32 protein-coding genes are annotated in these 25,553 nt (G+C 22.5%); 3 read left to right on the top strand and 29 right to left on the bottom strand.

The window, feature by feature from the left end; all coding sequences use genetic code 4:
• The first annotated feature begins 139 nt into the window (after positions 1-139).
• Entirely contained in the window at positions 140-418 is a 279-nt protein-coding gene (locus tag AAHM79_RS04865; RefSeq protein WP_338959597.1) for a hypothetical protein, read from the top strand.
• Here AAHM79_RS04865 and AAHM79_RS04860 read toward each other — a convergent pair.
• The 24 genes from AAHM79_RS04860 to AAHM79_RS04745 form a co-directional block, all read right to left on the bottom strand.
• The gene (locus AAHM79_RS04860) at positions 415-2,439 is read right to left on the bottom strand and encodes a hypothetical protein (RefSeq protein ID WP_342257831.1); all 2,025 of its coding nucleotides are present in this window, start codon (positions 2,437-2,439) and stop codon (positions 415-417) included. The genes AAHM79_RS04865 and AAHM79_RS04860 overlap by 4 nt on opposite strands.
• Entirely contained in the window at positions 2,390-3,628 is a 1,239-nt protein-coding gene (locus AAHM79_RS04855) for a hypothetical protein (RefSeq protein WP_338958617.1), read from the bottom strand. Before AAHM79_RS04855 ends, AAHM79_RS04860 begins: the two co-directional genes overlap by 50 nt.
• Positions 3,629-3,641: 13 nt before the next feature.
• Positions 3,642-3,764, bottom strand: coding sequence for a hypothetical protein (locus tag AAHM79_RS04850; RefSeq protein WP_338957828.1), 123 nt, complete (start codon positions 3,762-3,764; stop codon positions 3,642-3,644).
• 4 nt (positions 3,765-3,768) lie between these two features.
• Complete coding sequence (locus AAHM79_RS04845) at positions 3,769-5,655, bottom strand: hypothetical protein (protein ID WP_342257832.1); 1,887 nt, start codon at positions 5,653-5,655, stop codon at positions 3,769-3,771.
• A gap of 3 nt (positions 5,656-5,658) precedes the next feature.
• Complete coding sequence (locus tag AAHM79_RS04840; RefSeq protein WP_342257833.1) at positions 5,659-7,356, bottom strand: hypothetical protein; 1,698 nt, start codon at positions 7,354-7,356, stop codon at positions 5,659-5,661.
• A gap of 11 nt (positions 7,357-7,367) precedes the next feature.
• Entirely contained in the window at positions 7,368-8,552 is a 1,185-nt protein-coding gene (locus AAHM79_RS04835) for a hypothetical protein (protein ID WP_338958609.1), read from the bottom strand.
• Positions 8,553-8,570: 18 nt separating this feature from the next.
• Positions 8,571-8,948 carry a hypothetical protein gene (locus AAHM79_RS04830; protein WP_342257219.1) on the bottom strand — a complete coding sequence of 126 codons (378 nt, stop codon included), beginning with the start codon at positions 8,946-8,948 and terminating at the stop codon, positions 8,571-8,573.
• Between the two features lie 16 nt (positions 8,949-8,964).
• Positions 8,965-9,156, bottom strand: a complete 192-nt coding sequence (locus AAHM79_RS04825; protein WP_342257834.1) for a hypothetical protein — start codon at positions 9,154-9,156, stop codon at positions 8,965-8,967.
• 34 nt (positions 9,157-9,190) lie between these two features.
• The gene (locus AAHM79_RS04820; RefSeq protein WP_338957552.1) at positions 9,191-9,349 is read right to left on the bottom strand and encodes a hypothetical protein; all 159 of its coding nucleotides are present in this window, start codon (positions 9,347-9,349) and stop codon (positions 9,191-9,193) included.
• Positions 9,350-9,364: 15 nt separating this feature from the next.
• Positions 9,365-9,748 (bottom strand): hypothetical protein, encoded by a 384-nt coding sequence (locus AAHM79_RS04815; protein ID WP_342257220.1) that lies wholly within the window; start codon positions 9,746-9,748, stop codon positions 9,365-9,367.
• 115 nt (positions 9,749-9,863) lie between these two features.
• On the bottom strand, positions 9,864-10,136 hold the full coding sequence (locus AAHM79_RS04810) for a hypothetical protein (protein WP_342257221.1): 273 nt from the start codon (positions 10,134-10,136) through the stop codon (positions 9,864-9,866).
• A complete protein-coding gene (locus tag AAHM79_RS04805) occupies positions 10,105-10,380 on the bottom strand; it encodes a hypothetical protein (RefSeq protein WP_342257835.1) in 276 nt (91 codons plus the stop codon). Before AAHM79_RS04805 ends, AAHM79_RS04810 begins: the two co-directional genes overlap by 32 nt.
• Positions 10,373-10,516 (bottom strand): hypothetical protein, encoded by a 144-nt coding sequence (locus AAHM79_RS04800; RefSeq protein ID WP_338957559.1) that lies wholly within the window; start codon positions 10,514-10,516, stop codon positions 10,373-10,375. Before AAHM79_RS04800 ends, AAHM79_RS04805 begins: the two co-directional genes overlap by 8 nt.
• Positions 10,516-11,082: a hypothetical protein gene (locus AAHM79_RS04795; RefSeq protein ID WP_342257836.1), complete on the bottom strand. Its 567-nt coding sequence runs from the start codon at positions 11,080-11,082 to the stop codon at positions 10,516-10,518. Before AAHM79_RS04795 ends, AAHM79_RS04800 begins: the two co-directional genes overlap by 1 nt.
• On the bottom strand, positions 11,021-11,308 hold the full coding sequence (locus tag AAHM79_RS04790; protein ID WP_338957561.1) for a hypothetical protein: 288 nt from the start codon (positions 11,306-11,308) through the stop codon (positions 11,021-11,023). Before AAHM79_RS04790 ends, AAHM79_RS04795 begins: the two co-directional genes overlap by 62 nt.
• Positions 11,308-11,514: a hypothetical protein gene (locus AAHM79_RS04785; RefSeq protein ID WP_342257316.1), complete on the bottom strand. Its 207-nt coding sequence runs from the start codon at positions 11,512-11,514 to the stop codon at positions 11,308-11,310. Before AAHM79_RS04785 ends, AAHM79_RS04790 begins: the two co-directional genes overlap by 1 nt.
• A gap of 17 nt (positions 11,515-11,531) precedes the next feature.
• The gene (locus tag AAHM79_RS04780; protein ID WP_338957563.1) at positions 11,532-11,693 is read right to left on the bottom strand and encodes a hypothetical protein; all 162 of its coding nucleotides are present in this window, start codon (positions 11,691-11,693) and stop codon (positions 11,532-11,534) included.
• A gap of 3 nt (positions 11,694-11,696) precedes the next feature.
• On the bottom strand, positions 11,697-11,990 hold the full coding sequence (locus AAHM79_RS04775; protein ID WP_338957564.1) for a hypothetical protein: 294 nt from the start codon (positions 11,988-11,990) through the stop codon (positions 11,697-11,699).
• On the bottom strand, positions 11,980-12,417 hold the full coding sequence (locus AAHM79_RS04770) for a hypothetical protein (RefSeq protein WP_338957565.1): 438 nt from the start codon (positions 12,415-12,417) through the stop codon (positions 11,980-11,982). Before AAHM79_RS04770 ends, AAHM79_RS04775 begins: the two co-directional genes overlap by 11 nt.
• Positions 12,418-12,419: 2 nt before the next feature.
• Positions 12,420-12,584 (bottom strand): hypothetical protein, encoded by a 165-nt coding sequence (locus tag AAHM79_RS04765; protein WP_338957566.1) that lies wholly within the window; start codon positions 12,582-12,584, stop codon positions 12,420-12,422.
• 134 nt (positions 12,585-12,718) lie between these two features.
• Positions 12,719-13,240, bottom strand: coding sequence for a hypothetical protein (locus AAHM79_RS04760; RefSeq protein ID WP_342257837.1), 522 nt, complete (start codon positions 13,238-13,240; stop codon positions 12,719-12,721).
• 12 nt (positions 13,241-13,252) lie between these two features.
• Positions 13,253-13,384 carry a hypothetical protein gene (locus tag AAHM79_RS04755; RefSeq protein WP_338958910.1) on the bottom strand — a complete coding sequence of 44 codons (132 nt, stop codon included), beginning with the start codon at positions 13,382-13,384 and terminating at the stop codon, positions 13,253-13,255.
• A gap of 779 nt (positions 13,385-14,163) precedes the next feature.
• Positions 14,164-15,114, bottom strand: coding sequence for an IS30 family transposase (locus AAHM79_RS04750; protein ID WP_342257204.1), 951 nt, complete (start codon positions 15,112-15,114; stop codon positions 14,164-14,166).
• Positions 15,115-15,234: 120 nt separating this feature from the next.
• The gene (locus tag AAHM79_RS04745) at positions 15,235-16,395 is read right to left on the bottom strand and encodes an Mbov_0401 family ICE element transposase-like protein (RefSeq protein ID WP_342257203.1); all 1,161 of its coding nucleotides are present in this window, start codon (positions 16,393-16,395) and stop codon (positions 15,235-15,237) included.
• A gap of 73 nt (positions 16,396-16,468) precedes the next feature.
• On the opposite strand from AAHM79_RS04745, the gene AAHM79_RS04740 reads away from it, so the two are divergent.
• Positions 16,469-18,175 carry a hypothetical protein gene (locus tag AAHM79_RS04740; RefSeq protein ID WP_342257830.1) on the top strand — a complete coding sequence of 569 codons (1,707 nt, stop codon included), beginning with the start codon at positions 16,469-16,471 and terminating at the stop codon, positions 18,173-18,175.
• Between the two features lie 150 nt (positions 18,176-18,325).
• Positions 18,326-18,604 carry a hypothetical protein gene (locus tag AAHM79_RS04735; RefSeq protein ID WP_338959597.1) on the top strand — a complete coding sequence of 93 codons (279 nt, stop codon included), beginning with the start codon at positions 18,326-18,328 and terminating at the stop codon, positions 18,602-18,604.
• Here AAHM79_RS04735 and AAHM79_RS04730 read toward each other — a convergent pair.
• From AAHM79_RS04730 to AAHM79_RS04710, 5 genes are read right to left on the bottom strand one after another with little or no spacing between them, the layout of a single operon-like run.
• Positions 18,601-20,625, bottom strand: coding sequence for a hypothetical protein (locus tag AAHM79_RS04730; protein WP_342257831.1), 2,025 nt, complete (start codon positions 20,623-20,625; stop codon positions 18,601-18,603). The genes AAHM79_RS04735 and AAHM79_RS04730 overlap by 4 nt on opposite strands.
• Entirely contained in the window at positions 20,576-21,814 is a 1,239-nt protein-coding gene (locus AAHM79_RS04725; RefSeq protein ID WP_338958617.1) for a hypothetical protein, read from the bottom strand. Before AAHM79_RS04725 ends, AAHM79_RS04730 begins: the two co-directional genes overlap by 50 nt.
• A 13-nt stretch (positions 21,815-21,827) precedes the next feature.
• On the bottom strand, positions 21,828-21,950 hold the full coding sequence (locus AAHM79_RS04720; protein WP_338957828.1) for a hypothetical protein: 123 nt from the start codon (positions 21,948-21,950) through the stop codon (positions 21,828-21,830).
• 4 nt (positions 21,951-21,954) lie between these two features.
• Positions 21,955-23,841, bottom strand: coding sequence for a hypothetical protein (locus AAHM79_RS04715; protein ID WP_342257832.1), 1,887 nt, complete (start codon positions 23,839-23,841; stop codon positions 21,955-21,957).
• 3 nt (positions 23,842-23,844) lie between these two features.
• The gene (locus AAHM79_RS04710; protein ID WP_342257833.1) at positions 23,845-25,542 is read right to left on the bottom strand and encodes a hypothetical protein; all 1,698 of its coding nucleotides are present in this window, start codon (positions 25,540-25,542) and stop codon (positions 23,845-23,847) included.
• Between the last annotated feature and the right edge of the window lie 11 nt (positions 25,543-25,553).

The following is a 25,553-nucleotide window of genomic DNA, read 5'->3' as shown; positions in this document are numbered from 1 at the left end:
AATACAATTAATATTATAGGTATCAAAAAATAAACACCTTTAATTTAGGCGTTATTTTGCTTTTAAAAGCATACTTGTAAAAATAATCAAAAATAGTACAATTTAAAAGTAAAATCAAGGAAAAAAGGAGATATTTATTATGAAAACATGAATAAAAACAAATTTTCAAAAAATATCATTATCATTTGCTGTAATAACTGGTGTTACCGGTTTAATCTTAGGAATAGTTTCATATAATAAAAATAATCAATTAACATATTTTTATGATTACGACCATGAAGCACACTGGGGGGCAACTATTTGAGCAAGACCAGTAAGTAATAAACATAAAATTACTCTTTACTGAGCATCAAATAAATTAACTGATGATGCAGTAAAATGAGATGGTATTTATCCAGATGGATATTTTGATAATTAAATTTCTAAATTTATATAAGAAATATTTTCATTATATTTATCAAATAAATTAATATTATTTAAATTTATTTCTTGTTTATTTGTTACTAAAATTAAATCATAATTACCAGCACCAAATAGTCCGCTAACTTCAATTCGATTTAAGTTATTAATTGGATTTTCAATTTGTAATTCAAATTCACTATTATTGTCAATTTGTAAAACTTCTTTATAAAATTCTAATTTAGAAAATAATTGTGATTTATTTGAACCATATAAATTTAAAGCATTTTCGGTTTTATTTTTATTAATAATTAATCTTGTAAAATATTTTCCATATTCACCATTACCTAATGTTCAATCTGCCGGAATTAATGATGGTATATTATTGCTTTCTAATTCATTAGTTATGGATAGTCAGTTAAATTGATTATCATCTAATTTCAATAATTCATTTTGACTAATGTCATTGTTTTTTAGTTTAATGTTATTGATATCTGTAAAATCAAAATATGCAGATTTTAATACTACTTTTATATCTTTAAATTCTCAAATCTTATCAGGTGTAGAATGTATAGGATTTGATTTTAATTCAAAATAATAAGGTAATAATAATTTATAGTCATCATTTAAACCGTTATTAATAGACATGGTTGAATAAATATTTTTTGATAGCATTATAACTATTTGTTTTAATATTTTAACTTTTGGTAAATTTGTATAGTTAGGATAATCTAATTCTCATTGTTTAAATAAATTAGTAATAACTTCATTTGGTTTTTGTCCTTCAAACTTAGCACGAATTTTATCTAAATCATTCATTTCTTTTAAAACATTACTTAATGATGCACCATCAAAGTTTCTATTATAAGTATATGTATAAGTTAACATATCTAATAATACTTTTTGTAAACTATCAATTGGTGGTCTATCTTTTATTTCTAGTTCAACATCATGAAATTTATTTGTTGTAGAAATAAATAAATTATAGTCACTTACTAAAAATCATGACTCTAATTTTTTATCTTTTAATTCTAGTTCATCAGATAATGGTCATACTTTTGAATTTTTAGAAACATCATAACCAATTTTATCATTAGTTACTCTTGCATTATTAATAATTTCTTTTCTTGTTTCTCTACCACCACCAATAGCAATTAAATCTAAAACTGATTTTTCTTGTCCTATAAATTGTTTTGCTAAATTTCAAGGTAATATTTGTTCACTAAATCATTGTTGTAATATTCTAACTTTTGGTTGAGTTTCAATAGGCATTGATAATAGCGGAAATGCTATCTTATCTTTGACAAATAACTTTGGGTATACCTCCATATTGTCGACTTCACCAAGTACCTTTATATTGCCAAAAATCATGCTTCTAGGTGCTTTAATTTTTAAACCAATAACTTTGGTGTCTTTATCTAGTGGTTTTTGTAATTTAATAATAATTGGATAACCATCTCTTGTTTTAAAGTCTTTAATTTTAATAATAGTAATACTTTTAGTACTTCTAGTTTTTGGATTTTGATAAGGTTCTGAATAATTATTAATAATATATAAATTATCAATATTATTTTCAGTTAATGGTTCATTTATACTAACTGCATATAACTTAAATTGATTTAATAAATTTATTTCTTGAAATATTAAATTTTTAATATCAGTCATACTATATTCAATTGTATTGTCATTAATATTAGTACTTGCTCTTTGATTTAATTGCATAGTAAAATCAGATGTTTCAACAGCAGTAGTTTTTAATACTTTATCAATATCAATAAAACCTATTTTAATATTATTTGCTGAAAATCTTAAACTATTATTTTCATTATTTTTAAATAAACGTTCAATTTCATAAATATAAATTTTTCTTTTTTTAAATTCATCGTATGCTCTATTAATATCAGGGTCACTAGTAGCACTCATCATATTAGTAAAATCATAAGGAATATTATCAATTAAATAATCATTTTCTATTTCTGCTTGATTAAGTTTAGTTTGTTTCTGTGGAAACTTCGTTTGTGGTTTGTTGTTGTTTTCCATTGTTTTCTCCTATTAATTGGTTATTTTCTGGATTAAATAATTTTAATTTAACTGTTAAGTTATTAATTTCTTGTTCATCATTAATATTAAATGTTTTACTATTTAATAAATCTTTATCTAAACGTACTAATATTTGAATAAATTTAAGAATATCAATATTAAATTGTCATAATTTTTGTTCAATATAATTAATAGTTGAAATATTTACCGCTGTACTTTCGGGAACCGATTGTTGTGCTGATTTCTTTTGACTTGGTATATGAATACCACAACGTTTAAATATTTCATTAATATTTCAATCATATATATCAGTTAAATTTTTACCTTTAAAATTACTACTTGTCATATTAATATTTTCACTTTTTTCATTATTATCACCAGTAGTTTTTCAAATATAGTTGTTAGTAACTAATGTTCTTACGGCTTCATCCATTGTAGATTTAGCATTACCATAAGTTTGGTCAAAAATAAACTTTGGTGAATTTAAAATAGTATCTAAAACAATTTGTTCATAAATAACATCTAATGCTTTAATTTTATCCATTACTTTATTACAATCTGCTAACTCATTTGCTTTATTTCTCATAATTGCTATTGGAATATAATTAATATTTAATGTTTGTTCTTGTTCTAAATTAGGATTATTACTATATTCTTTAAAAGGTAAAGGAAATTGTTTTTTATTATCACTAATACTATAAATTGCACGATTAATAGTTACTTGTTCATTATTTAATTTATAAACTTCAAATAATCTTACTGTTTGTGCATTTTGTTGATAACTATCATAAAAAATAGTACATTGAATTAATTTACCAGTAATATCATAAATTCTTTGCTGTATATCTACTACTTGAAAATATAAATCATCATTAGCAATATAAATTAAATAACCACTAATTCCTAATTTGCTTAATTTAAAAATAGAATTTCAATTCTTTCTATAAAATTCTTGTTTAATTAAATATTGTTTAATAGTTTCATTATTAATATCCAATGGAGCATTATATAAATTAGCATTATTTTCAGCAACAAAATCAGTAAAATAAGTCTCATGATTAAAATCATTAAAACCAAAATAACTTAAAATAGAAGTGTGTGTACTTTTATTTTCTAAAAAAATTAATTTAGATTTTTCTTCATTATTATTAATATTTGTTTTATCTTTTCTTGGTCAAAAAGGTTTCATTTTTTTCTCCTTTCTAAAATATTTGATTAATTTTTAAGACAATTTTTACTATAATAAATATAATTAAACCAGCAACAGCAGAAGATAATAAAACTCCAATTAAACTTAAAATAATTTTTATAATTTTTCAAATCATAATTTTATTCCTGTAATTCTTCTACTTTTCATGTATTACCTTTATCGCTACCTTTTAAAGAATAAATAGTAATAAATTTTGAGTGTTGTACTGATAAAACTAAGACATTAGTATTATTGTTAAAAACTTCTATTGGTACACCTGCTATTTTTGTATTAGTTATAATAAATTCTTTAATTGCAAAAACATTATTATATATATTTCAAGAATAATAAACTTTATATCTTTTATTAACTATAAAATCATAAGTAATTTGTCAATTATCTCATTTATTTTTTTCTCTTATTCCTACTTCTTTTCAAATTGAACTACTTGGAGGAATTGGTTGTGGTTGTTTTTTGATAATTTCATTAATAGCACCAGCAACAGTTTTATCAGTAGTTTCTAAATTAGGAATTTCAGTACCAATAGTATTTATAGAAAAAGCATATTTGAATTGGTCTTTATCCATTTTATTGTCTAATTTTTTATCTACTTCTTCTTTTTTATAATAATCAGTTAAATCAGTTTTCCCGCAAGTAGCACTAATTTTATTATTTTCATCAATTTTAATATTTTCACCAGCAATTAACTTATCTTGTTTTTTATCTAATAATTGATTTGTTTCTAGTTTTGTATAATAATCATGTTCAGTATTTTCTTCTGCTATAAATTCAGTTGGTGTATCTATTCCTTGATATTGATATATTTCTTCTATATCACCAATTAAATTAATTTTTCCAAGTTCAGGATAAGAATTACCACCACCACTAAATTGTTTCTTTTTATTGTTATAGTAAATAGTTCCAATATTTAAAATATTTTTATTTTGTATTTGTTCTCCATAAGTCATGGAATCAACATTTAACAATTCAAATTCGTTAAAAACATTATTTAAATAAATTTTAATTACTTTATAAAATTTCATAAAGTTATTTTCTGTTGAATATTGATAACTGATTTTAATAAAATATCATTTAAATATTTCTATATTATTATTTTCAACTTTTTTTCATAAGGGACTAGTTTCAATATTAAATCAATTATTTTTAACATCATTAATATTTTCGTTTGTTTTAATTAATTCACTATTTAATTTGGTAATTTCATTTTCATTTTTAGTAATTCGTTTTTGTTGTTTAGCAGAAAAATCACAAGTTGGTGCATGTGTATAATCACCAATTTGTGGATTGTTTTGTAAAACATCAGGTGGTAATGTTCCAATTTCATTAGGTCAATCTAAAATCATAGTTTCAGTTTTTGAGTCATATTCTGTTGCAACATAACCTTTATTTATTAAATTTGTAACTGGTCCCCTATATGTTTCATTTTTATTACCATTAATGGTATCATCATATAATTTTATTTGCTTTGATAATGTAAATTCTTTTTGTTCTTGAATTAATTCATTAACTTGGTTTCTAGTATAAAATGCTTTTAAGTCAATTTTTTCAACATCTATTTCATCATTATTATAATTTGAAAATATTTGTTTTAATTCTGTTAATCTTGCTCATATTTTCATTCTACTAGGTGCTAAATCTCAAATATTAATCGTAGGAGTACTACTTGCACTAAATTGATTACCATTATTAAATTGAATAGTAGCATCAACATTAAATTCAATTGGTGTACGATTAAATACTCAATGTTCAACCATAACATAAACCATATCTCTTAAAGTTTCTTTAATTAATTCATCTTTAAAACTATCAAAAGGAAATTTAGATAAAATAAAATCAAGATAAGCATTAATATCATTTTGAGCACGAATAGCAAATGTTTTAAATCAATCATCAACATTTGGTCATGTATTTATATATTGTCGTGGTGTTTCTGTAATTGTTCCAGTTAATGGATATCAGTTATTATAATTTTCTAAACTGACACCAGTTCAAAGTTTATTAATCATATTTTATCATTCCTTAAAAAATGCTTTTTTATAACGTTTGGTTTTTGATTTAGTTTTTCTATGTGATATATGTATAATTTCTTTTTGTAATTTTTTATTTCCTTTTTTTACAACTTGATTATATGCAAATTTTTCTAAATGTCTTAACAATCCAGTACCAAATACAGTATTAACTGATAATTTTAAACCCACCCTTTTAAATGATTTATTGACATTATCAATAGGATTATTAATAACATTAACTACTTTATGATAAGTTCTAATTGTCCTTAATATTTGCCTATAAATTTTAAAACTATCTTTAATCATTTGTTGTACAACTGGTAGAGCAAAAGCAATACTTTTTAATCATTTATTTTGACTAACTCCATATCCAATATATCAACCGCTATATCATCTATATCAATGAAATGGATGTATTTGAATAACAAAAGTTTCTGCTTTGATAATACTATCAATAACTACAATTGGTTTATATTTAGGATTACGATGATAAATAGTAATTCCACATTTATCTAATGATAAAGGTTGAATTTTACAAGCCATAAATACTGGTGAATTTAATGGAATTAATTGTGCATGTTTAATTGCTTTCTTTTCAGCACTTGTAAATACATCAATTGTTTTTTCTTTTAATTTATTAATTTTTTCAAATGCTTGTTTTTCTAATTTTTCGAATTTCTCTTGTAATTTATAAATATTTATTCTTATTTTTTCAAAATATGAAGTATCTTTTCAAAATTTATTTAAACCTTTTTTAAAATAAAATTTAATATCAAAATATTTAAAAGTTTGATTTGCTTTTAATACTAATTTATGAATTGAACTATTTTTAAAATTAAATTTAATTGCATTAGCACGAATTTTTTGTAAATCTAAAATTAAAGATTTTCCATATCTATTTTCTGCATGTATTGTATGAACTAAATTTAATCAGTCATGTTGGTTCATTTTTAATACTTCTTTTAAATCAGTATTATATTTTTGTAAAAAATTGTTTGCTTTATCAATATCTTTAATTTTAAATTTAGGAGTTAACTGTGGACTTAACTTTATTAATTCATTTTGTAATAATAAATAATTTTTTAATTCTTGTACTTCTAATTTTGCAAAATTATTTTTATATTGTCTTTCAGCAACAAAACCTAAATTTTGTATTATTGTTTCGCGATTTGGAGCATGGTTATAATTAAATAAATAACGTTTATTTCCAATAATTTTATCTGTTAAAATTTCTTTTCCACTTACTTGACTAATGATTTCTTGTAAATTTTTTGCTTTTTTAATGCCAATTTGTTCTAATGTTTTAGTTTTTTCTGCTAAACTAATAAATTTAGTTGTACGATAACCACGACTAATTCTATTAAGTCCAGCAAATGCAGGTAATATATTAAAAAAAGTATTTAATGGTGTAACATTTCCTTTTAAATAATCATAAACTTGATTAATAGTAAAATCAGTTAAAAACTCTACACCAACAGCACTAATACTAGCAAGTAAATCACTTGCACCTAAACCAAGTGCTAAACTTTCACTTAATCCACCAGTAAAAGGAGCAAGTGCTACTGCTATTACTTGTACACCAATCATTTCTAAAATTTCTCATCATCAACTTTTATTTTCTTGTTGTTGACTTGTTCTAGTATGTTTTGGTTTATTTATGTTTAAAAGTATTGCTGTACTAGTTGTACCAATTGGCATAATAATTATCCTTATTTAAGAGTTATTTTTATAGGATTTGTTGAACCTTGATAATTTTTATCAGTGTCATTAGTAGTGATTACTACATATAAATCTCCTGCTTTTTGGTTTTGATTACTTACATCAACTTGACCTTGGGCATCACTAAAATAATTAATAATTGGAGTTGTTAAATTTGGATTTAAATTATTTAGTTCAGTTGTATTTTTAATTGTTGTATCTAATAATTTATTCTTTTTAGTAGTATCAGCAGTAATATTAGTTGTTAATGTTGTAATTTCTTCACTTAAATATTTTTTATTAACAATACCACATAACATTCATCTTGATTCTGTTTCTGAGTTTGACATATAAGGAATAGATTCTCCTGTTACTTGTCCACCAACTAAATATCTTTTTGGAACTTTACCATCTTTAATATCTTCAACATATATACTAGTTTGTTGTAACATATATCTTTTCATTGCTTTTGGTGTTGCTAAAACAAAATTCATAATTTGATTTTTATTTTCAGTATTTTTAAATGTCATATAATCATCCATAACAATTTGACATAATACACCTTTAATATATAAATTTGTTCCATTTAATCTTAATTGTTGTGCTAGTTGATTATCAGTAATTAAACCTTTATTATCTGCTAAATAAACTAAAGTATCATAAAGACTATTTGTTATAAAAAATTTACAATTATTACTATTTCTTAATTGAAATAAAGTATTTCATGCTGATAACATTGATTTTAAATATCCTACTGGTGTTGTATCAGTAATGATTACTTTTTTGGCAGATTTAGCAATTGTATTTGTATCATTATTTGCTAAATAATCTGCTAAATCATTAGCAACTTCATATTGCATACTTTCTAGTAAATTTTGCCCATTATCTGCAAATAAATCAACTTCACCAATCATTTCTCCTGTACTAGCTTCTTTTGTAATTTCTTTAATAATTTTATCAGTATCAACATAACCAACTTCTAATCCTTTACTTTTATCATTTCAATGAAGTATTTTGAATGTTGGGTCTTTTGGTTTTTTAACTATAAATTCAATTTTTGTAGAATTAACCATTTCAATTGGAAAAAAACTTGCTCATGGACTATTTGATTGTTTATAAAATTCTATAAATTCAGGTGTTTCTACTAATTTTGTAGTATTATCTAAATTTTGTTTAAATGGCACTGGATTTGGCATTTTAAATTTTCCTTTCTTTTATAAATTATTTTTCTTTTTATAATCTAATAAACTACTTTTTATTGAAGTTTCTTGATTTGTTAATATTGTTTCTTGTTTACCACCTGTATTAATTGGTTCTTTAAATAGTGGTTGTTCTTTAATCATTTTTTTAATAGTTTCTTCAATTTTTGAATTTTCTATATTACTTGTTTTAAATTTTAAAAATTCATAAAATTCTTTTTTAACTTGATATTTTTTAAATATATTAATTATTTCTTTTTCTTTAATTTCTTGATTAAGTTTATTTAACTTATTTTCTAATTCAACAATCTTAATTTCTTGCTCTTGTTGTAAATTATTATTTTCAATTAAAGGTTCAGTATTTTGTTCAACATTAGTTTCATTTTCTAACATTTAAATCACACCTTTATTATTTATTTTCTTTTCCATTAATTTTTTCATTAAGTTTTGCTAATTTTTTTTGATGTTTCATCCCTTTATTATTTCTTCTAATATGTTTTGGAGTTGTAATAAATCTTTTAAATCAAACAATTAATTCTCTACAAATTAATGTTCCTACACTTGTTCCAATAATAATTAATTCATGTAAAAATTCTTTCATTTTCAATTATTTCCTTTCAATTATTTATTTTTAATTATTCGTCAAATTGACCATTATTAATTCTTTCAATCATTGATTTTGAATTACTTATAATAGTTACCAATAAAGATATTTCTTTATTTAATTGTTCCATTCTTTCTTTATATGTCTGAATTTCATTGTTATAATATTCAATCAATTTTTCTTTATTCATTAGTTATCATCTCCTTTATAAACTATCATATGTAGTTGGTCTTTCATATAAAACATCACTACTTCCACTATTATTACTAATAGCATCACTATTAATTAATCTTCTTGTTTCATTTGTAAATGATGTTTCTTGCATTTCTTGATTATAATTTGTAGTTTCCATAGGTAATAAATTATGTATAATTTCACTTGCACCAGCAACTATTGTTGGTACTGCATAAGCATTATTAAAATCATTATTTATACCCATAGCTACACCACTTGAAATTAGACATCCACTAGTTGCCATATTACATATTTTTCTTATTACTTCAAATCTATTAGGTATTAGTTCACTTAACCCACCAATTAGATTTGATATACCATAAGTACTTAAACTAATATATGTATCTCAATCCATTTGTTGTTTATTATCATTAGTTAATAATAATGGTCATGGTGGTGTTTCTGTGGTAGTAGTTGTTAATCAAGGTGGTGGTTCAGGATTAGGATTGATTTTTGTAAATTTTGCATAATTAATTAAACCAATAGTTCCTAAACCTAATAATATTTTTTTTACTTGAATTTAATATTTTCTTTTTAGTACTTGGCATTTGATTTAAGTTTCATATATCAATTCCTAACTTTTTACTAAATAATAAAGCATTAATACTTCCTAATACTGGATTACCAATAATTTGACCATAATAAGCACTTGTACCAATCATTGCTGATAATGGACTTATTCCAATTCTTATTATTTTTAATAAAGTATAGTTATTTGATTGTACATTCGTGTCATTTGGCATTTTCATTTACTCCTTCATTTTTGGGTTTAATAAACACTTCAACTCAACCTGTATAGTGAACGTTATCACCAACTAAAATAGCAGTATTTGCATGTGGTTGAGAAACAACTAAATATTCAGCAATAACATTAGGATATTGTCATAAAATAATTGCTTTTATATCATTACTATCTGTTAAATCTTTGGGATTTGGTGAAAATATTTCTATTTTATCTTGACCAAATAAATCTGTTAATTTAGTCATTATCAAATTCACCTTTTTCTATTTTTTCAATTAATAAATTTAAAATATTTTTGTCCAAATCAGAGTTTGTATAATTAATTTTTTTAGTTCATTTAATTATATCTTTCATATATTTAAGTAATTTTTCTTTATTCATTATTTATTCTCCTTATTTAAATAATATCAACCAATTAATAAACTATCTGCTTCATCATGATTTGATATTTTTATATTTCAATTATTTTCTTTAATAATTTCTTCAGCAACATATATACTTAGTTCTTTATCTCAAGGTCTTAATCAAAAAATAGGTGGGTCATAACGTTCATATCATTTCTTTCATTCACTTGGACTTATTAACATATCTTTTGTTAATAATTTATTAAATTGTCCTGCAATAAAACCACGTAAATGTTCTTGAGTTTCATAACCAATACCATTTTTTGAATTAAAAGTACCACGTTCAATAATTAAATCCAATTCATTATCATTAACTTTTATATCTCAATAAAATTTTCTTTGTCCATCATATTCTTTTAAATTATAACTTTTAACAAATATTGGTTTTCAATTTCAAAAATCATATTTATCATGTAAATAAACTTTTTTTCATAAAGTAAATCCAGTATTTTTAATACTTGGGTCAATTGAAAGTAAATAATTAGTCATTATCAAATCACCGGTCTTTAATTCTGGTTTTAATTGGTTTATAAACTTCTTCATAATATCCGTTTAAGCGATATGTGTTTTTAAGATATTGCATAAATCTTTCTTTATTAATACAATTTTTATGTCTTGATTTATTAATTTCATCAACTTTATTTCTATGTTCTTTATCACCTTGATAACAATGTTCACATACATTTTCTCAGCAGTTTTTTTCGCAAGTAAATAAATCATGTTTTTTATCACATACACAACAATCTTCACAACATACTTCTTTATTCATTATTTATTCTCCTTTCTATTATTTCTTTCTTGCTTTATTAAGAAATTTATTCAAATAATTTGATTATCACCATCACCTAATTTTTTTAAAAGATATTCATATCTTTTCTTAAAATCTTCACTATCAATATCTCTATCTTGGTAAATTATTTTTTTCAATTTTTTTATTTTATACAAGGTTTTTGGAGAATATATTTCTCCATGCATGCAAAGAAAACATTTCATTATTTATTCTCCTTATTTTCAATTTGATTAGCAATTTCACTTAATATTTTTAATACTTTATATTCATTTTTTAATTCTTTAATAATAAATATTAAAAATATTATTAGTGTTATACTTGTTATTAATATTGGTGCTATTAATAAAATTTCTCATCATATCATTTTTTACTCTTTTCATTTTTTAAATCATTTAACATTAATTGAACAAAATACACGATTTTTAGGAATGTTTAAAGTATTAAAAATTTGACCAGTGACAATAATTTCATCGTTTTTGTTTAATAAAATACATCGGTTATAAAATTTTGGATTATTAAAAATTAAAGTAACATAGTTTAAACCATTTCATTGACCACGAACACTATAATATAATTCTTTATTACCTTTTTCGTAATATTTTGCTTCAATAGTGTTACTTAGTTTTACTGTTAATTTGACATAATTGGCTTTATCTTTCATTTTTATAATTCCTTAAATAGTATTGAATGTGTTTATATGCATCTTGTTCATGTTTTGTTAATTTTATATTTCCTTTATAATTTGTTATTTTATTTTTATTTTTTGGTTGGTTTTCTAGATAATCTCAGTTGAAAACATCTTGTACTAATACCATTAATGAACCAATAATTTTAGGAGTTGCTAATGGATTAGTTAATAATTGTTTTGAACTTAAAAAGAAATTTTCTACAATAACTAATATTTTGTTTTCAAAAAATTGTTCTTTGATTATTGATAATATTCTTTTATAACGATTTTTACTTTCAAAAACATGTGTTGTGTTGAATGTTTCTGTATAAATAATCCTATTTGTTTCATTTGAATATATAACAATTCCATTATTACCAATACCAGCGGGGTCAATCCCAATAATTAAGTCATATTGCATTATTAATCAAATTCACCATTTTTAATTTTTTGATTTAATTGAGATATAAGATTTAATCTTCCATTAAAACAACTTTTTCAAAGTTTAGTTACTTTTTCATCGTCTCTCATTTCTTTATTTCATTCTCATTCATCTTTAAGATATTCAAGTATTTTTTCTTTATTCATATTTATACCTCCTACTTAACCTAATATTTAAAATACAGTCATAACAAATTGCTTTACTATTTTTATCTCTTAAAAAATATTTTCTTGTTTTTATATCATTAGTATTAAAGAATAAATAATCTAATTTATTTTGTTTACATGTTCAACAAAAATACTTTTTCATTATGAGTTGAAATTTCCTTATAAGAAGTAACTATATAATTAATTGGTAAATCATCATGTTTATATGGATTATTTATTTTAAAACCTTTTCGGTTTTCTTCTCACGTAATGTTATATTTAAAACAAGGATTAGTAATTTTAGTTTTGTTATCTGTTATTTCACCCATAAATCAACTATTATGCTGTTCATAAAATGTTAATTGTTCAAGTTTTATATCATTAATAAGATAATATTCTTTTGGAGCAGTTGGTTTATTAACAGTTATTTTTTGGTCTTTAATATATGGTTCTAATAACTTTATTAATTCATTACCACTTAATTCTTTTTTAATATTTTCTAAATTAAAAACTCAATATGTGCAACTGTTATCAACAATAAAAGAATTATTTTTAATCATTCATTTTGGAAGAGATAATTTATATTCAACATAATCAATAAGAATAGATTGTGGTTTATCTTTAACAATTTGTTCTTTTTTAAATTCTATTTGCATAATAATCCTTTCCTAATATGTTCTGTTGCTTCTAGCATAAAGAACATATATTTTTATTCTTAGATTATTAATAATACTACTATTTGTTTTATTCATTCCAGCAATTCTGGGCTCAAAAATAAATTGTGAAATTTTAAAAAACATTGAGGCATTCGATTCAATATTTATTTAATTTGCGTTTAGCAAATTAATATTTTAATTGAACCGGTCCCGCTCAATTTTTTTTACAAGTTTGAAATTTATTTTCTCGCCCAAAAATTTTTCAAAAAAAAATAAAAAATAAAACCAACACTTGCTCACTTGGTAGTGGCAAGGTTGGTTAAATAAAGAATAATAGTTGGTCCCCACTCCGGGTCTATATATACTAGTTTCCAATTCGCTCCCACCCCAAGAATTACCATTTCTGGTTAGTATATTTTATTAGGTATCACTCCACTTTTTATTTATCCATGCAAGTCCACATGCTAGCTACTATTTTTAACAACTATGTTGTAGTTCACTTTTTTATTTCCCTAACACGTGTTGATAATAGTGCTAAAGACGGTTATTAAAAATTTTAAAATTTTACAATTACAAAAAAAGACAAGAATTTTATTCTCGTCTTTTGTCATTTATTTTTTAATTTAATAGTTTAAAAAAGAAAGGAGTTATTTTTAAAAATTTTTATTTATCGACATCTTCGGTACGCTCCCAATTAGGGAGCATACCGATGTTGTCAATAATATTCAAATTTGTCTTTAAATTATAAGTTTAGACGAGAATAATTTAGACTTCAATATGCAATTGTAAGTTAATCTTAACACTTCAAAAATATTAGTCAACAATAATACTTACTTTTATAACTCAAAAATTCTTATTAAAGTTTTCTTTAATAAGTTTTATTTTATTTTTATTTATTTGCTAAATTGTAAAGGTAAGTGCAACTAAATTATTTTTCTATCCAAATATTCGATTGGTGAAAGATAATTTAGTATTTTTCTCGGTCTTTGATTTAAAGATAATATAAATTTATGAACTTCATTTTTATTAGTTTTTGAAAAAATAAATTTTTTAGGAAATTTTTCTCTAATTAAACCATTAGTATTTTCATTAGTACCTCTTTGTCAAGGTGAATATGGATTGGCAAAATCAATTTTTACATCTAAATTTTTTTCAAGTTGTTGTCAATTTGAAAATTCTTTGCCACGATCAAAAGTAATAGTTTTAACAATGTTTTTAGGAAGAATTGATAAATAATAACTGACATTTTTATTAATAACTTTAGTAGTTCTGTTTTTAACTAATATTGCTAAAGTAAATCGTGATACTCTTTCAACTAAAGTTATTAAACATGATTTGCTTTTACCTCGTGATGATACTATAGTATCTCCTTCTCAATGACCAAGTGTTATACGATCATTAACATTTATATCTCGTTCTTTAATTGATTTACCATTAAACTTTCCACGATTTTCTTTAGATTTTCGTTTTTTACCTTTTCTTCTTAAATTTTTACTAGTAACTTTATCAAGCATTCCAAAATAAATTCAAGTATAAATTGTTTTAAAACTAATAACTCACTCTTTATGAAAATTTTTAATTCTGCCATAAATTTGTTCAGATGATCAACCTAATAGTAATTTTTGTTGTACATATTTTACTAAATTCTTATTTTTAAACTTATGAAAACTAATATGTGATTGTTTTCGATTTTCAGCTTTATTTTGTGCAATTAATGAAAAATCATGATTATTATCTTTATTTCTATTAATTTCTCGAATAATAGTACTAATACTTCGATTAAGATTTTTAGCTATTTCACTAATTTTAAATTTAAATTTCAATTGATTCTCAATATAAATCCTTTCATCTATGCCAAGATGTTTATAACTCATATAAAAACTCCTTACTTTTTTCTAAACTAAATTTAGCATTATGAAATTTTTATATGAGAATTTTTTGCAATTTTATTTACTTGCACTTACAAGTATAATTCAGCAAATTTAAGTTTTAATTTATAATAACTGGATAATTGTATTTATTTGATAACATTTAAAATTAACCATTTTTGTATACATATCAATGTTATAAGTTCTATCACCAATCATATGCTTTAAAATTTGTTTAATATTAGTTTCAGTAAAGCAACCAATATTTTCAACTAATGCTTGGTTTAATACACCATCTTTTGCATTAATAAAATAACCAACTTTTAATTTTTTATATTGTAAAGTTAATGATTGTAAAAAATCAATTAATTCATAATATTGACCTTTGGCAAATAAATTTATTGCATTTTGATAGTTTAATTTAGCAATTTGATTTTTTCTTCTTCCTGCCATTATACCAAGAAATAAAACATGAAAAGCATGAAATTTATCTAAAATAAATTTAGCATTTAAAATTGTAGCAGTTTTTCTAATTCATTTTGCACTATCTCCACAAACTATTAAATTTGCTTGGTCAAAGTTTTCAAAAAATAAATTACCATATTTTTCTATTAATTTTGCGGTTTTTTCAGCACCAATTTCTGTTTTTGAAACTCTTATTTTACATACAGCTCTTTTATTAATTAATTTTCCATTTTTCTTTTTACCAGTACACATTACTATTAATCTCATCGAACATTTTTTACAATTTTTAGTATTGTGTTTTTCATTAAACTTAAATTTTCGATGACCATCATCAATATTTACATATAAATTTTGATTTGGTTGTAATGGTATTTTGGGAATATTTGCTTTTGGTAATTCAAATTTTTGATATGTTCTACAAACTGTACTATTACTTATTAAATCTTCAATAAAAGTATCACAAACATCACGATACTTTTTACCATCAGCAAAATATTTTAAAATTTGTTTAATAACGTTAGGTGCAAGTTTACTATATTTTTTAACACCAAGATAATTATCTAATAATGATACGTACTCCATTTTTTGTGTTTTTGTGTTATAATGTGTACAAATACGTCGCTTATAAGTTAATAAACCTTTTTTTGCTTTTAATTTTCGTTGTATAAATCTATATGATTTATATTCAGATTTATCACATATACTTCATAAATAATCATCTATTTTTGCAAATAATTCTTCTGTTTGTTTTAAACTTAATTCATCTTGATTAAAATCATGTTTGTCTCAATCAAAATGATTTGCGAATGGTAATATAAACATTTTTAATGTTCCTTTCTAATTTTTGTTTGTTAATAATTTAAGTTTAATTTTTTTTAAAAAATAAGGAGTAAATATGGCTTTTATTAGTAGTTATGGACAATTAAATAAAAAATATAATCTTAATTTTAGTGATAATAATTATGGTTTTAGTTGAGATATTTTTAAAGAATTTGTTGGTGATGAATGAGCAGAATATTTTACTACTAATTGTTTTTATCGTTTTGTTCCAACAGCACGTGGAACAAGAAAAACTTGAAACTGTTTAGCATTTGATTTATTTATATGTTGTAATTTTAGAGATAGTAGTGTTCAAGAAGTAAGAAGATATGAAAATACTCATAGTGAAACTACAATTGGTGCTTTAATGAATGTTTGTCAAGTTTTATTAGATACATATAATATTAATTTATTACCTAATAATCCACATGGCATTAAATGAAAAATTACTAAGGATGGGGGATGTATTATCTTTCCAAGTAATCAACAAATTGACTTTATTGGTTATGCTAATGGTAATAAGATTTTTGGAAAAGAAGCAGGTGGGTCAAGTTTTTTAGGTTCAAGAACAGATGAAATTATTATGGCAGAAGAAAAAGAAACATTAACTGAAAAACAATTAACATATCGATATGAACGTTTACAAAACTCTATGTTTAGAAGTAATCGTATTAAAGTATCAAATAAACCTATTAAAGAGTGAAGTTGAACATTTATTGATAAAAATATATATAGTTGTACCTTTGGACAAAAGATTACTCGTTATTTTTATAAAAGTTTTTTCATTACTTTTACATGTAATCCTTATGATAAATATCATCCATTTTATTTAAAATACTGTACACCATTTTTACCATTAAATGATGAAGTCATGAAAAATCTTAAAAAAGTTGGTAAAGTTTATTATGAAAATAAAGATATGTTTAGTGGTTTAGGTTTATTTGTTTTAAGATTTACTATTCAACCATTTTGAAATAAATTACCTGACATTCAACAAAGAACATTATTAGAAATGGAAAAAAGTAATCCAGATGAATATAATACTGTTTATTATGGTTTTGAATTTTTAGATAGCGATGCAACAATTTTCCCATTTCAAAAAACAGTAAAATATTGACAATCATATGATTTAAAACAATTTTATAATCAAGAAAAAGAAATGTATAAATTTGATTTTTATAGTGTTGGTATTGATTGAGCTACGGGACCAAAAGACCATACTGTATTTATGGTAGTTGGTTTTAAAGAATATAATAATACTGGTTATTATGATGCTTATATTATTTGTGAATTAGTAGTTACTCCAAATGATTTTATAAATGAAAATGAAAAAATTAATGCTTATGTTAATGAAATTTTAGGATTAATGGATAATTTTGAAAATTTTGAACAAGCAATTTATTTTTATGATGATAAAGCAAGAACAGCAATGGATTGATTAAATCAAAAATTAATTGATGAACACAATACTATTTTAATAACACAAACCGCTATTAAACATGCTTCAAATTTAAATCAAGAAGCCGGATTAACTAATAGAGTAGTTTGAATGAGAAATATTATGAGTTATGGAAACTTTTATGCAAATAAAGATGATTTACCAAAAACAACTCAATGTTTAGAAGAATTACGTTATGACCAAACCAAAACTAACATTCCTGACAAAAATATGTATCAAGACCCTTATGATGCATTATTTTATGCATTATATCCATATAAAAATGTAATTAGGGGTAAAAATAATGCTACTGTAAAAAAAAGTATCTTCACATTTGCAATATAATAAATAAGCGCAATACAATTAATATTATAGGTATCAAAAAATAAACACCTTTAATTTAGGCGTTATTTTGCTTTTAAAAGCATACTTGTAAAAATAATCAAAAATAGTACAATTTAAAAGTAAAATCAAGGAAAAAAGGAGATATTTATTATGAAAACATGAATAAAAACAAATTTTCAAAAAATATCATTATCATTTGCTGTAATAACTGGTGTTACCGGTTTAATCTTAGGAATAGTTTCATATAATAAAAATAATCAATTAACATATTTTTATGATTACGACCATGAAGCACACTGGGGGGCAACTATTTGAGCAAGACCAGTAAGTAATAAACATAAAATTACTCTTTACTGAGCATCAAATAAATTAACTGATGATGCAGTAAAATGAGATGGTATTTATCCAGATGGATATTTTGATAATTAAATTTCTAAATTTATATAAGAAATATTTTCATTATATTTATCAAATAAATTAATATTATTTAAATTTATTTCTTGTTTATTTGTTACTAAAATTAAATCATAATTACCAGCACCAAATAGTCCGCTAACTTCAATTCGATTTAAGTTATTAATTGGATTTTCAATTTGTAATTCAAATTCACTATTATTGTCAATTTGTAAAACTTCTTTATAAAATTCTAATTTAGAAAATAATTGTGATTTATTTGAACCATATAAATTTAAAGCATTTTCGGTTTTATTTTTATTAATAATTAATCTTGTAAAATATTTTCCATATTCACCATTACCTAATGTTCAATCTGCCGGAATTAATGATGGTATATTATTGCTTTCTAATTCATTAGTTATGGATAGTCAGTTAAATTGATTATCATCTAATTTCAATAATTCATTTTGACTAATGTCATTGTTTTTTAGTTTAATGTTATTGATATCTGTAAAATCAAAATATGCAGATTTTAATACTACTTTTATATCTTTAAATTCTCAAATCTTATCAGGTGTAGAATGTATAGGATTTGATTTTAATTCAAAATAATAAGGTAATAATAATTTATAGTCATCATTTAAACCGTTATTAATAGACATGGTTGAATAAATATTTTTTGATAGCATTATAACTATTTGTTTTAATATTTTAACTTTTGGTAAATTTGTATAGTTAGGATAATCTAATTCTCATTGTTTAAATAAATTAGTAATAACTTCATTTGGTTTTTGTCCTTCAAACTTAGCACGAATTTTATCTAAATCATTCATTTCTTTTAAAACATTACTTAATGATGCACCATCAAAGTTTCTATTATAAGTATATGTATAAGTTAACATATCTAATAATACTTTTTGTAAACTATCAATTGGTGGTCTATCTTTTATTTCTAGTTCAACATCATGAAATTTATTTGTTGTAGAAATAAATAAATTATAGTCACTTACTAAAAATCATGACTCTAATTTTTTATCTTTTAATTCTAGTTCATCAGATAATGGTCATACTTTTGAATTTTTAGAAACATCATAACCAATTTTATCATTAGTTACTCTTGCATTATTAATAATTTCTTTTCTTGTTTCTCTACCACCACCAATAGCAATTAAATCTAAAACTGATTTTTCTTGTCCTATAAATTGTTTTGCTAAATTTCAAGGTAATATTTGTTCACTAAATCATTGTTGTAATATTCTAACTTTTGGTTGAGTTTCAATAGGCATTGATAATAGCGGAAATGCTATCTTATCTTTGACAAATAACTTTGGGTATACCTCCATATTGTCGACTTCACCAAGTACCTTTATATTGCCAAAAATCATGCTTCTAGGTGCTTTAATTTTTAAACCAATAACTTTGGTGTCTTTATCTAGTGGTTTTTGTAATTTAATAATAATTGGATAACCATCTCTTGTTTTAAAGTCTTTAATTTTAATAATAGTAATACTTTTAGTACTTCTAGTTTTTGGATTTTGATAAGGTTCTGAATAATTATTAATAATATATAAATTATCAATATTATTTTCAGTTAATGGTTCATTTATACTAACTGCATATAACTTAAATTGATTTAATAAATTTATTTCTTGAAATATTAAATTTTTAATATCAGTCATACTATATTCAATTGTATTGTCATTAATATTAGTACTTGCTCTTTGATTTAATTGCATAGTAAAATCAGATGTTTCAACAGCAGTAGTTTTTAATACTTTATCAATATCAATAAAACCTATTTTAATATTATTTGCTGAAAATCTTAAACTATTATTTTCATTATTTTTAAATAAACGTTCAATTTCATAAATATAAATTTTTCTTTTTTTAAATTCATCGTATGCTCTATTAATATCAGGGTCACTAGTAGCACTCATCATATTAGTAAAATCATAAGGAATATTATCAATTAAATAATCATTTTCTATTTCTGCTTGATTAAGTTTAGTTTGTTTCTGTGGAAACTTCGTTTGTGGTTTGTTGTTGTTTTCCATTGTTTTCTCCTATTAATTGGTTATTTTCTGGATTAAATAATTTTAATTTAACTGTTAAGTTATTAATTTCTTGTTCATCATTAATATTAAATGTTTTACTATTTAATAAATCTTTATCTAAACGTACTAATATTTGAATAAATTTAAGAATATCAATATTAAATTGTCATAATTTTTGTTCAATATAATTAATAGTTGAAATATTTACCGCTGTACTTTCGGGAACCGATTGTTGTGCTGATTTCTTTTGACTTGGTATATGAATACCACAACGTTTAAATATTTCATTAATATTTCAATCATATATATCAGTTAAATTTTTACCTTTAAAATTACTACTTGTCATATTAATATTTTCACTTTTTTCATTATTATCACCAGTAGTTTTTCAAATATAGTTGTTAGTAACTAATGTTCTTACGGCTTCATCCATTGTAGATTTAGCATTACCATAAGTTTGGTCAAAAATAAACTTTGGTGAATTTAAAATAGTATCTAAAACAATTTGTTCATAAATAACATCTAATGCTTTAATTTTATCCATTACTTTATTACAATCTGCTAACTCATTTGCTTTATTTCTCATAATTGCTATTGGAATATAATTAATATTTAATGTTTGTTCTTGTTCTAAATTAGGATTATTACTATATTCTTTAAAAGGTAAAGGAAATTGTTTTTTATTATCACTAATACTATAAATTGCACGATTAATAGTTACTTGTTCATTATTTAATTTATAAACTTCAAATAATCTTACTGTTTGTGCATTTTGTTGATAACTATCATAAAAAATAGTACATTGAATTAATTTACCAGTAATATCATAAATTCTTTGCTGTATATCTACTACTTGAAAATATAAATCATCATTAGCAATATAAATTAAATAACCACTAATTCCTAATTTGCTTAATTTAAAAATAGAATTTCAATTCTTTCTATAAAATTCTTGTTTAATTAAATATTGTTTAATAGTTTCATTATTAATATCCAATGGAGCATTATATAAATTAGCATTATTTTCAGCAACAAAATCAGTAAAATAAGTCTCATGATTAAAATCATTAAAACCAAAATAACTTAAAATAGAAGTGTGTGTACTTTTATTTTCTAAAAAAATTAATTTAGATTTTTCTTCATTATTATTAATATTTGTTTTATCTTTTCTTGGTCAAAAAGGTTTCATTTTTTTCTCCTTTCTAAAATATTTGATTAATTTTTAAGACAATTTTTACTATAATAAATATAATTAAACCAGCAACAGCAGAAGATAATAAAACTCCAATTAAACTTAAAATAATTTTTATAATTTTTCAAATCATAATTTTATTCCTGTAATTCTTCTACTTTTCATGTATTACCTTTATCGCTACCTTTTAAAGAATAAATAGTAATAAATTTTGAGTGTTGTACTGATAAAACTAAGACATTAGTATTATTGTTAAAAACTTCTATTGGTACACCTGCTATTTTTGTATTAGTTATAATAAATTCTTTAATTGCAAAAACATTATTATATATATTTCAAGAATAATAAACTTTATATCTTTTATTAACTATAAAATCATAAGTAATTTGTCAATTATCTCATTTATTTTTTTCTCTTATTCCTACTTCTTTTCAAATTGAACTACTTGGAGGAATTGGTTGTGGTTGTTTTTTGATAATTTCATTAATAGCACCAGCAACAGTTTTATCAGTAGTTTCTAAATTAGGAATTTCAGTACCAATAGTATTTATAGAAAAAGCATATTTGAATTGGTCTTTATCCATTTTATTGTCTAATTTTTTATCTACTTCTTCTTTTTTATAATAATCAGTTAAATCAGTTTTCCCGCAAGTAGCACTAATTTTATTATTTTCATCAATTTTAATATTTTCACCAGCAATTAACTTATCTTGTTTTTTATCTAATAATTGATTTGTTTCTAGTTTTGTATAATAATCATGTTCAGTATTTTCTTCTGCTATAAATTCAGTTGGTGTATCTATTCCTTGATATTGATATATTTCTTCTATATCACCAATTAAATTAATTTTTCCAAGTTCAGGATAAGAATTACCACCACCACTAAATTGTTTCTTTTTATTGTTATAGTAAATAGTTCCAATATTTAAAATATTTTTATTTTGTATTTGTTCTCCATAAGTCATGGAATCAACATTTAACAATTCAAATTCGTTAAAAACATTATTTAAATAAATTTTAATTACTTTATAAAATTTCATAAAGTTATTTTCTGTTGAATATTGATAACTGATTTTAATAAAATATCATTTAAATATTTCTATATTATTATTTTCAACTTTTTTTCATAAGGGACTAGTTTCAATATTAAATCAATTATTTTTAACATCATTAATATTTTCGTTTGTTTTAATTAATTCACTATTTAATTTGGTAATTTCATTTTCATTTTTAGTAATTCGTTTTTGTTGTTTAGCAGAAAAATCACAAGTTGGTGCATGTGTATAATCACCAATTTGTGGATTGTTTTGTAAAACATCAGGTGGTAATGTTCCAATTTCATTAGGTCAATCTAAAATCATAGTTTCAGTTTTTGAGTCATATTCTGTTGCAACATAACCTTTATTTATTAAATTTGTAACTGGTCCCCTATATGTTTCATTTTTATTACCATTAATGGTATCATCATATAATTTTATTTGCTTTGATAATGTAAATTCTTTTTGTTCTTGAATTAATTCATTAACTTGGTTTCTAGTATAAAATGCTTTTAAGTCAATTTTTTCAACATCTATTTCATCATTATTATAATTTGAAAATATTTGTTTTAATTCTGTTAATCTTGCTCATATTTTCATTCTACTAGGTGCTAAATCTCAAATATTAATCGTAGGAGTACTACTTGCACTAAATTGATTACCATTATTAAATTGAATAGTAGCATCAACATTAAATTCAATTGGTGTACGATTAAATACTCAATGTTCAACCATAACATAAACCATATCTCTTAAAGTTTCTTTAATTAATTCATCTTTAAAACTATCAAAAGGAAATTTAGATAAAATAAAATCAAGATAAGCATTAATATCATTTTGAGCACGAATAGCAAATGTTTTAAATCAATCATCAACATTTGGTCATGTATTTATATATTGTCGTGGTGTTTCTGTAATTGTTCCAGTTAATGGATATCAGTTATTATAATTTTCTAAACTGACACCAGTTCAAAGTTTATTAATCATATTTTATCATTCCTTAAAAAATGCTTTTTTATAACGTTTGGTTTTTGATTTAGTTTTTCTATGTGATATATGTATAATTTCTTTTTGTAATTTTTTATTTCCTTTTTTTACAACTTGATTATATGCAAATTTTTCTAAATGTCTTAACAATCCAGTACCAAATACAGTATTAACTGATAATTTTAAACCCACCCTTTTAAATGATTTATTGACATTATCAATAGGATTATTAATAACATTAACTACTTTATGATAAGTTCTAATTGTCCTTAATATTTGCCTATAAATTTTAAAACTATCTTTAATCATTTGTTGTACAACTGGTAGAGCAAAAGCAATACTTTTTAATCATTTATTTTGACTAACTCCATATCCAATATATCAACCGCTATATCATCTATATCAATGAAATGGATGTATTTGAATAACAAAAGTTTCTGCTTTGATAATACTATCAATAACTACAATTGGTTTATATTTAGGATTACGATGATAAATAGTAATTCCACATTTATCTAATGATAAAGGTTGAATTTTACAAGCCATAAATACTGGTGAATTTAATGGAATTAATTGTGCATGTTTAATTGCTTTCTTTTCAGCACTTGTAAATACATCAATTGTTTTTTCTTTTAATTTATTAATTTTTTCAAATGCTTGTTTTTCTAATTTTTCGAATTTCTCTTGTAATTTATAAATATTTATTCTTATTTTTTCAAAATATGAAGTATCTTTTCAAAATTTATTTAAACCTTTTTTAAAATAAAATTTAATATCAAAATATTTAAAAGTTTGATTTGCTTTTAATACTAATTTATGAATTGAACTATTTTTAAAATTAAATTTAATTGCATTAGCACGAATTTTTTGTAAATCTAAAATTAAAGATTTTCCATATCTATTTTCTGCATGTATTGTATGAACTAAATTTAATCAGTCATGTTGGTTCATTTTTAATACTTCTTTTAAATCAGTATTATATTTTTGTAAAAAATTGTTTGCTTTATCAATATCTTTAATTTTAAATTTAGGAGTTAACTGTGGACTTAACTTTATTAATTCATTTTGTAATAATAAATAATTTTTTAATTCTTGTACTTCTAATTTTGCAAAATTATTTTTATATTGTCTTTCAGCAACAAAACCTAAATTTTGTATTATTGTTTCGCGATTTGGAGCATGGTTATAATTAAATAAATAACGTTTATTTCCAATAATTTTATCTGTTAAAATTTCTTTTCCACTTACTTGACTAATGATTTCTTGTAAATTTTTTGCTTTTTTAATGCCAATTTGTTCTAATGTTTTAGTTTTTTCTGCTAAACTAATAAATTTAGTTGTACGATAACCACGACTAATTCTATTAAGTCCAGCAAATGCAGGTAATATATTAAAAAAAGTATTTAATGGTGTAACATTTCCTTTTAAATAATCATAAACTTGATTAATAGTAAAATCAGTTAAAAACTCTACACCAACAGCACTAATACTAGCAAGTAAATCACTTGCACCTAAACCAAGTGCTAAACTTTCACTTAATCCACCAGTAAAAGGAGCAAGTGCTACTGCTATTACTTGTACACCAATCATTTCTAAAATTTCTCATCATCAACTTTTATTTTCTTGTTGTTGACTTGTTCTAGTATGTTTTGGTTTATTTATGTTTAAAAGTATTGCTGTACTAGTTGTACCAATTGGCATAATAATTATCC

This window comes from Spiroplasma endosymbiont of Nomada ruficornis, assembly GCF_964030795.1.
Taxonomy (GTDB): domain Bacteria; phylum Bacillota_I; class Bacilli_A; order Mycoplasmatales; family VBWQ01; genus Spiroplasma_E; species Spiroplasma_E ixodetis_A.
This window is presented reverse-complemented; position numbering and strand designations above follow the sequence as displayed.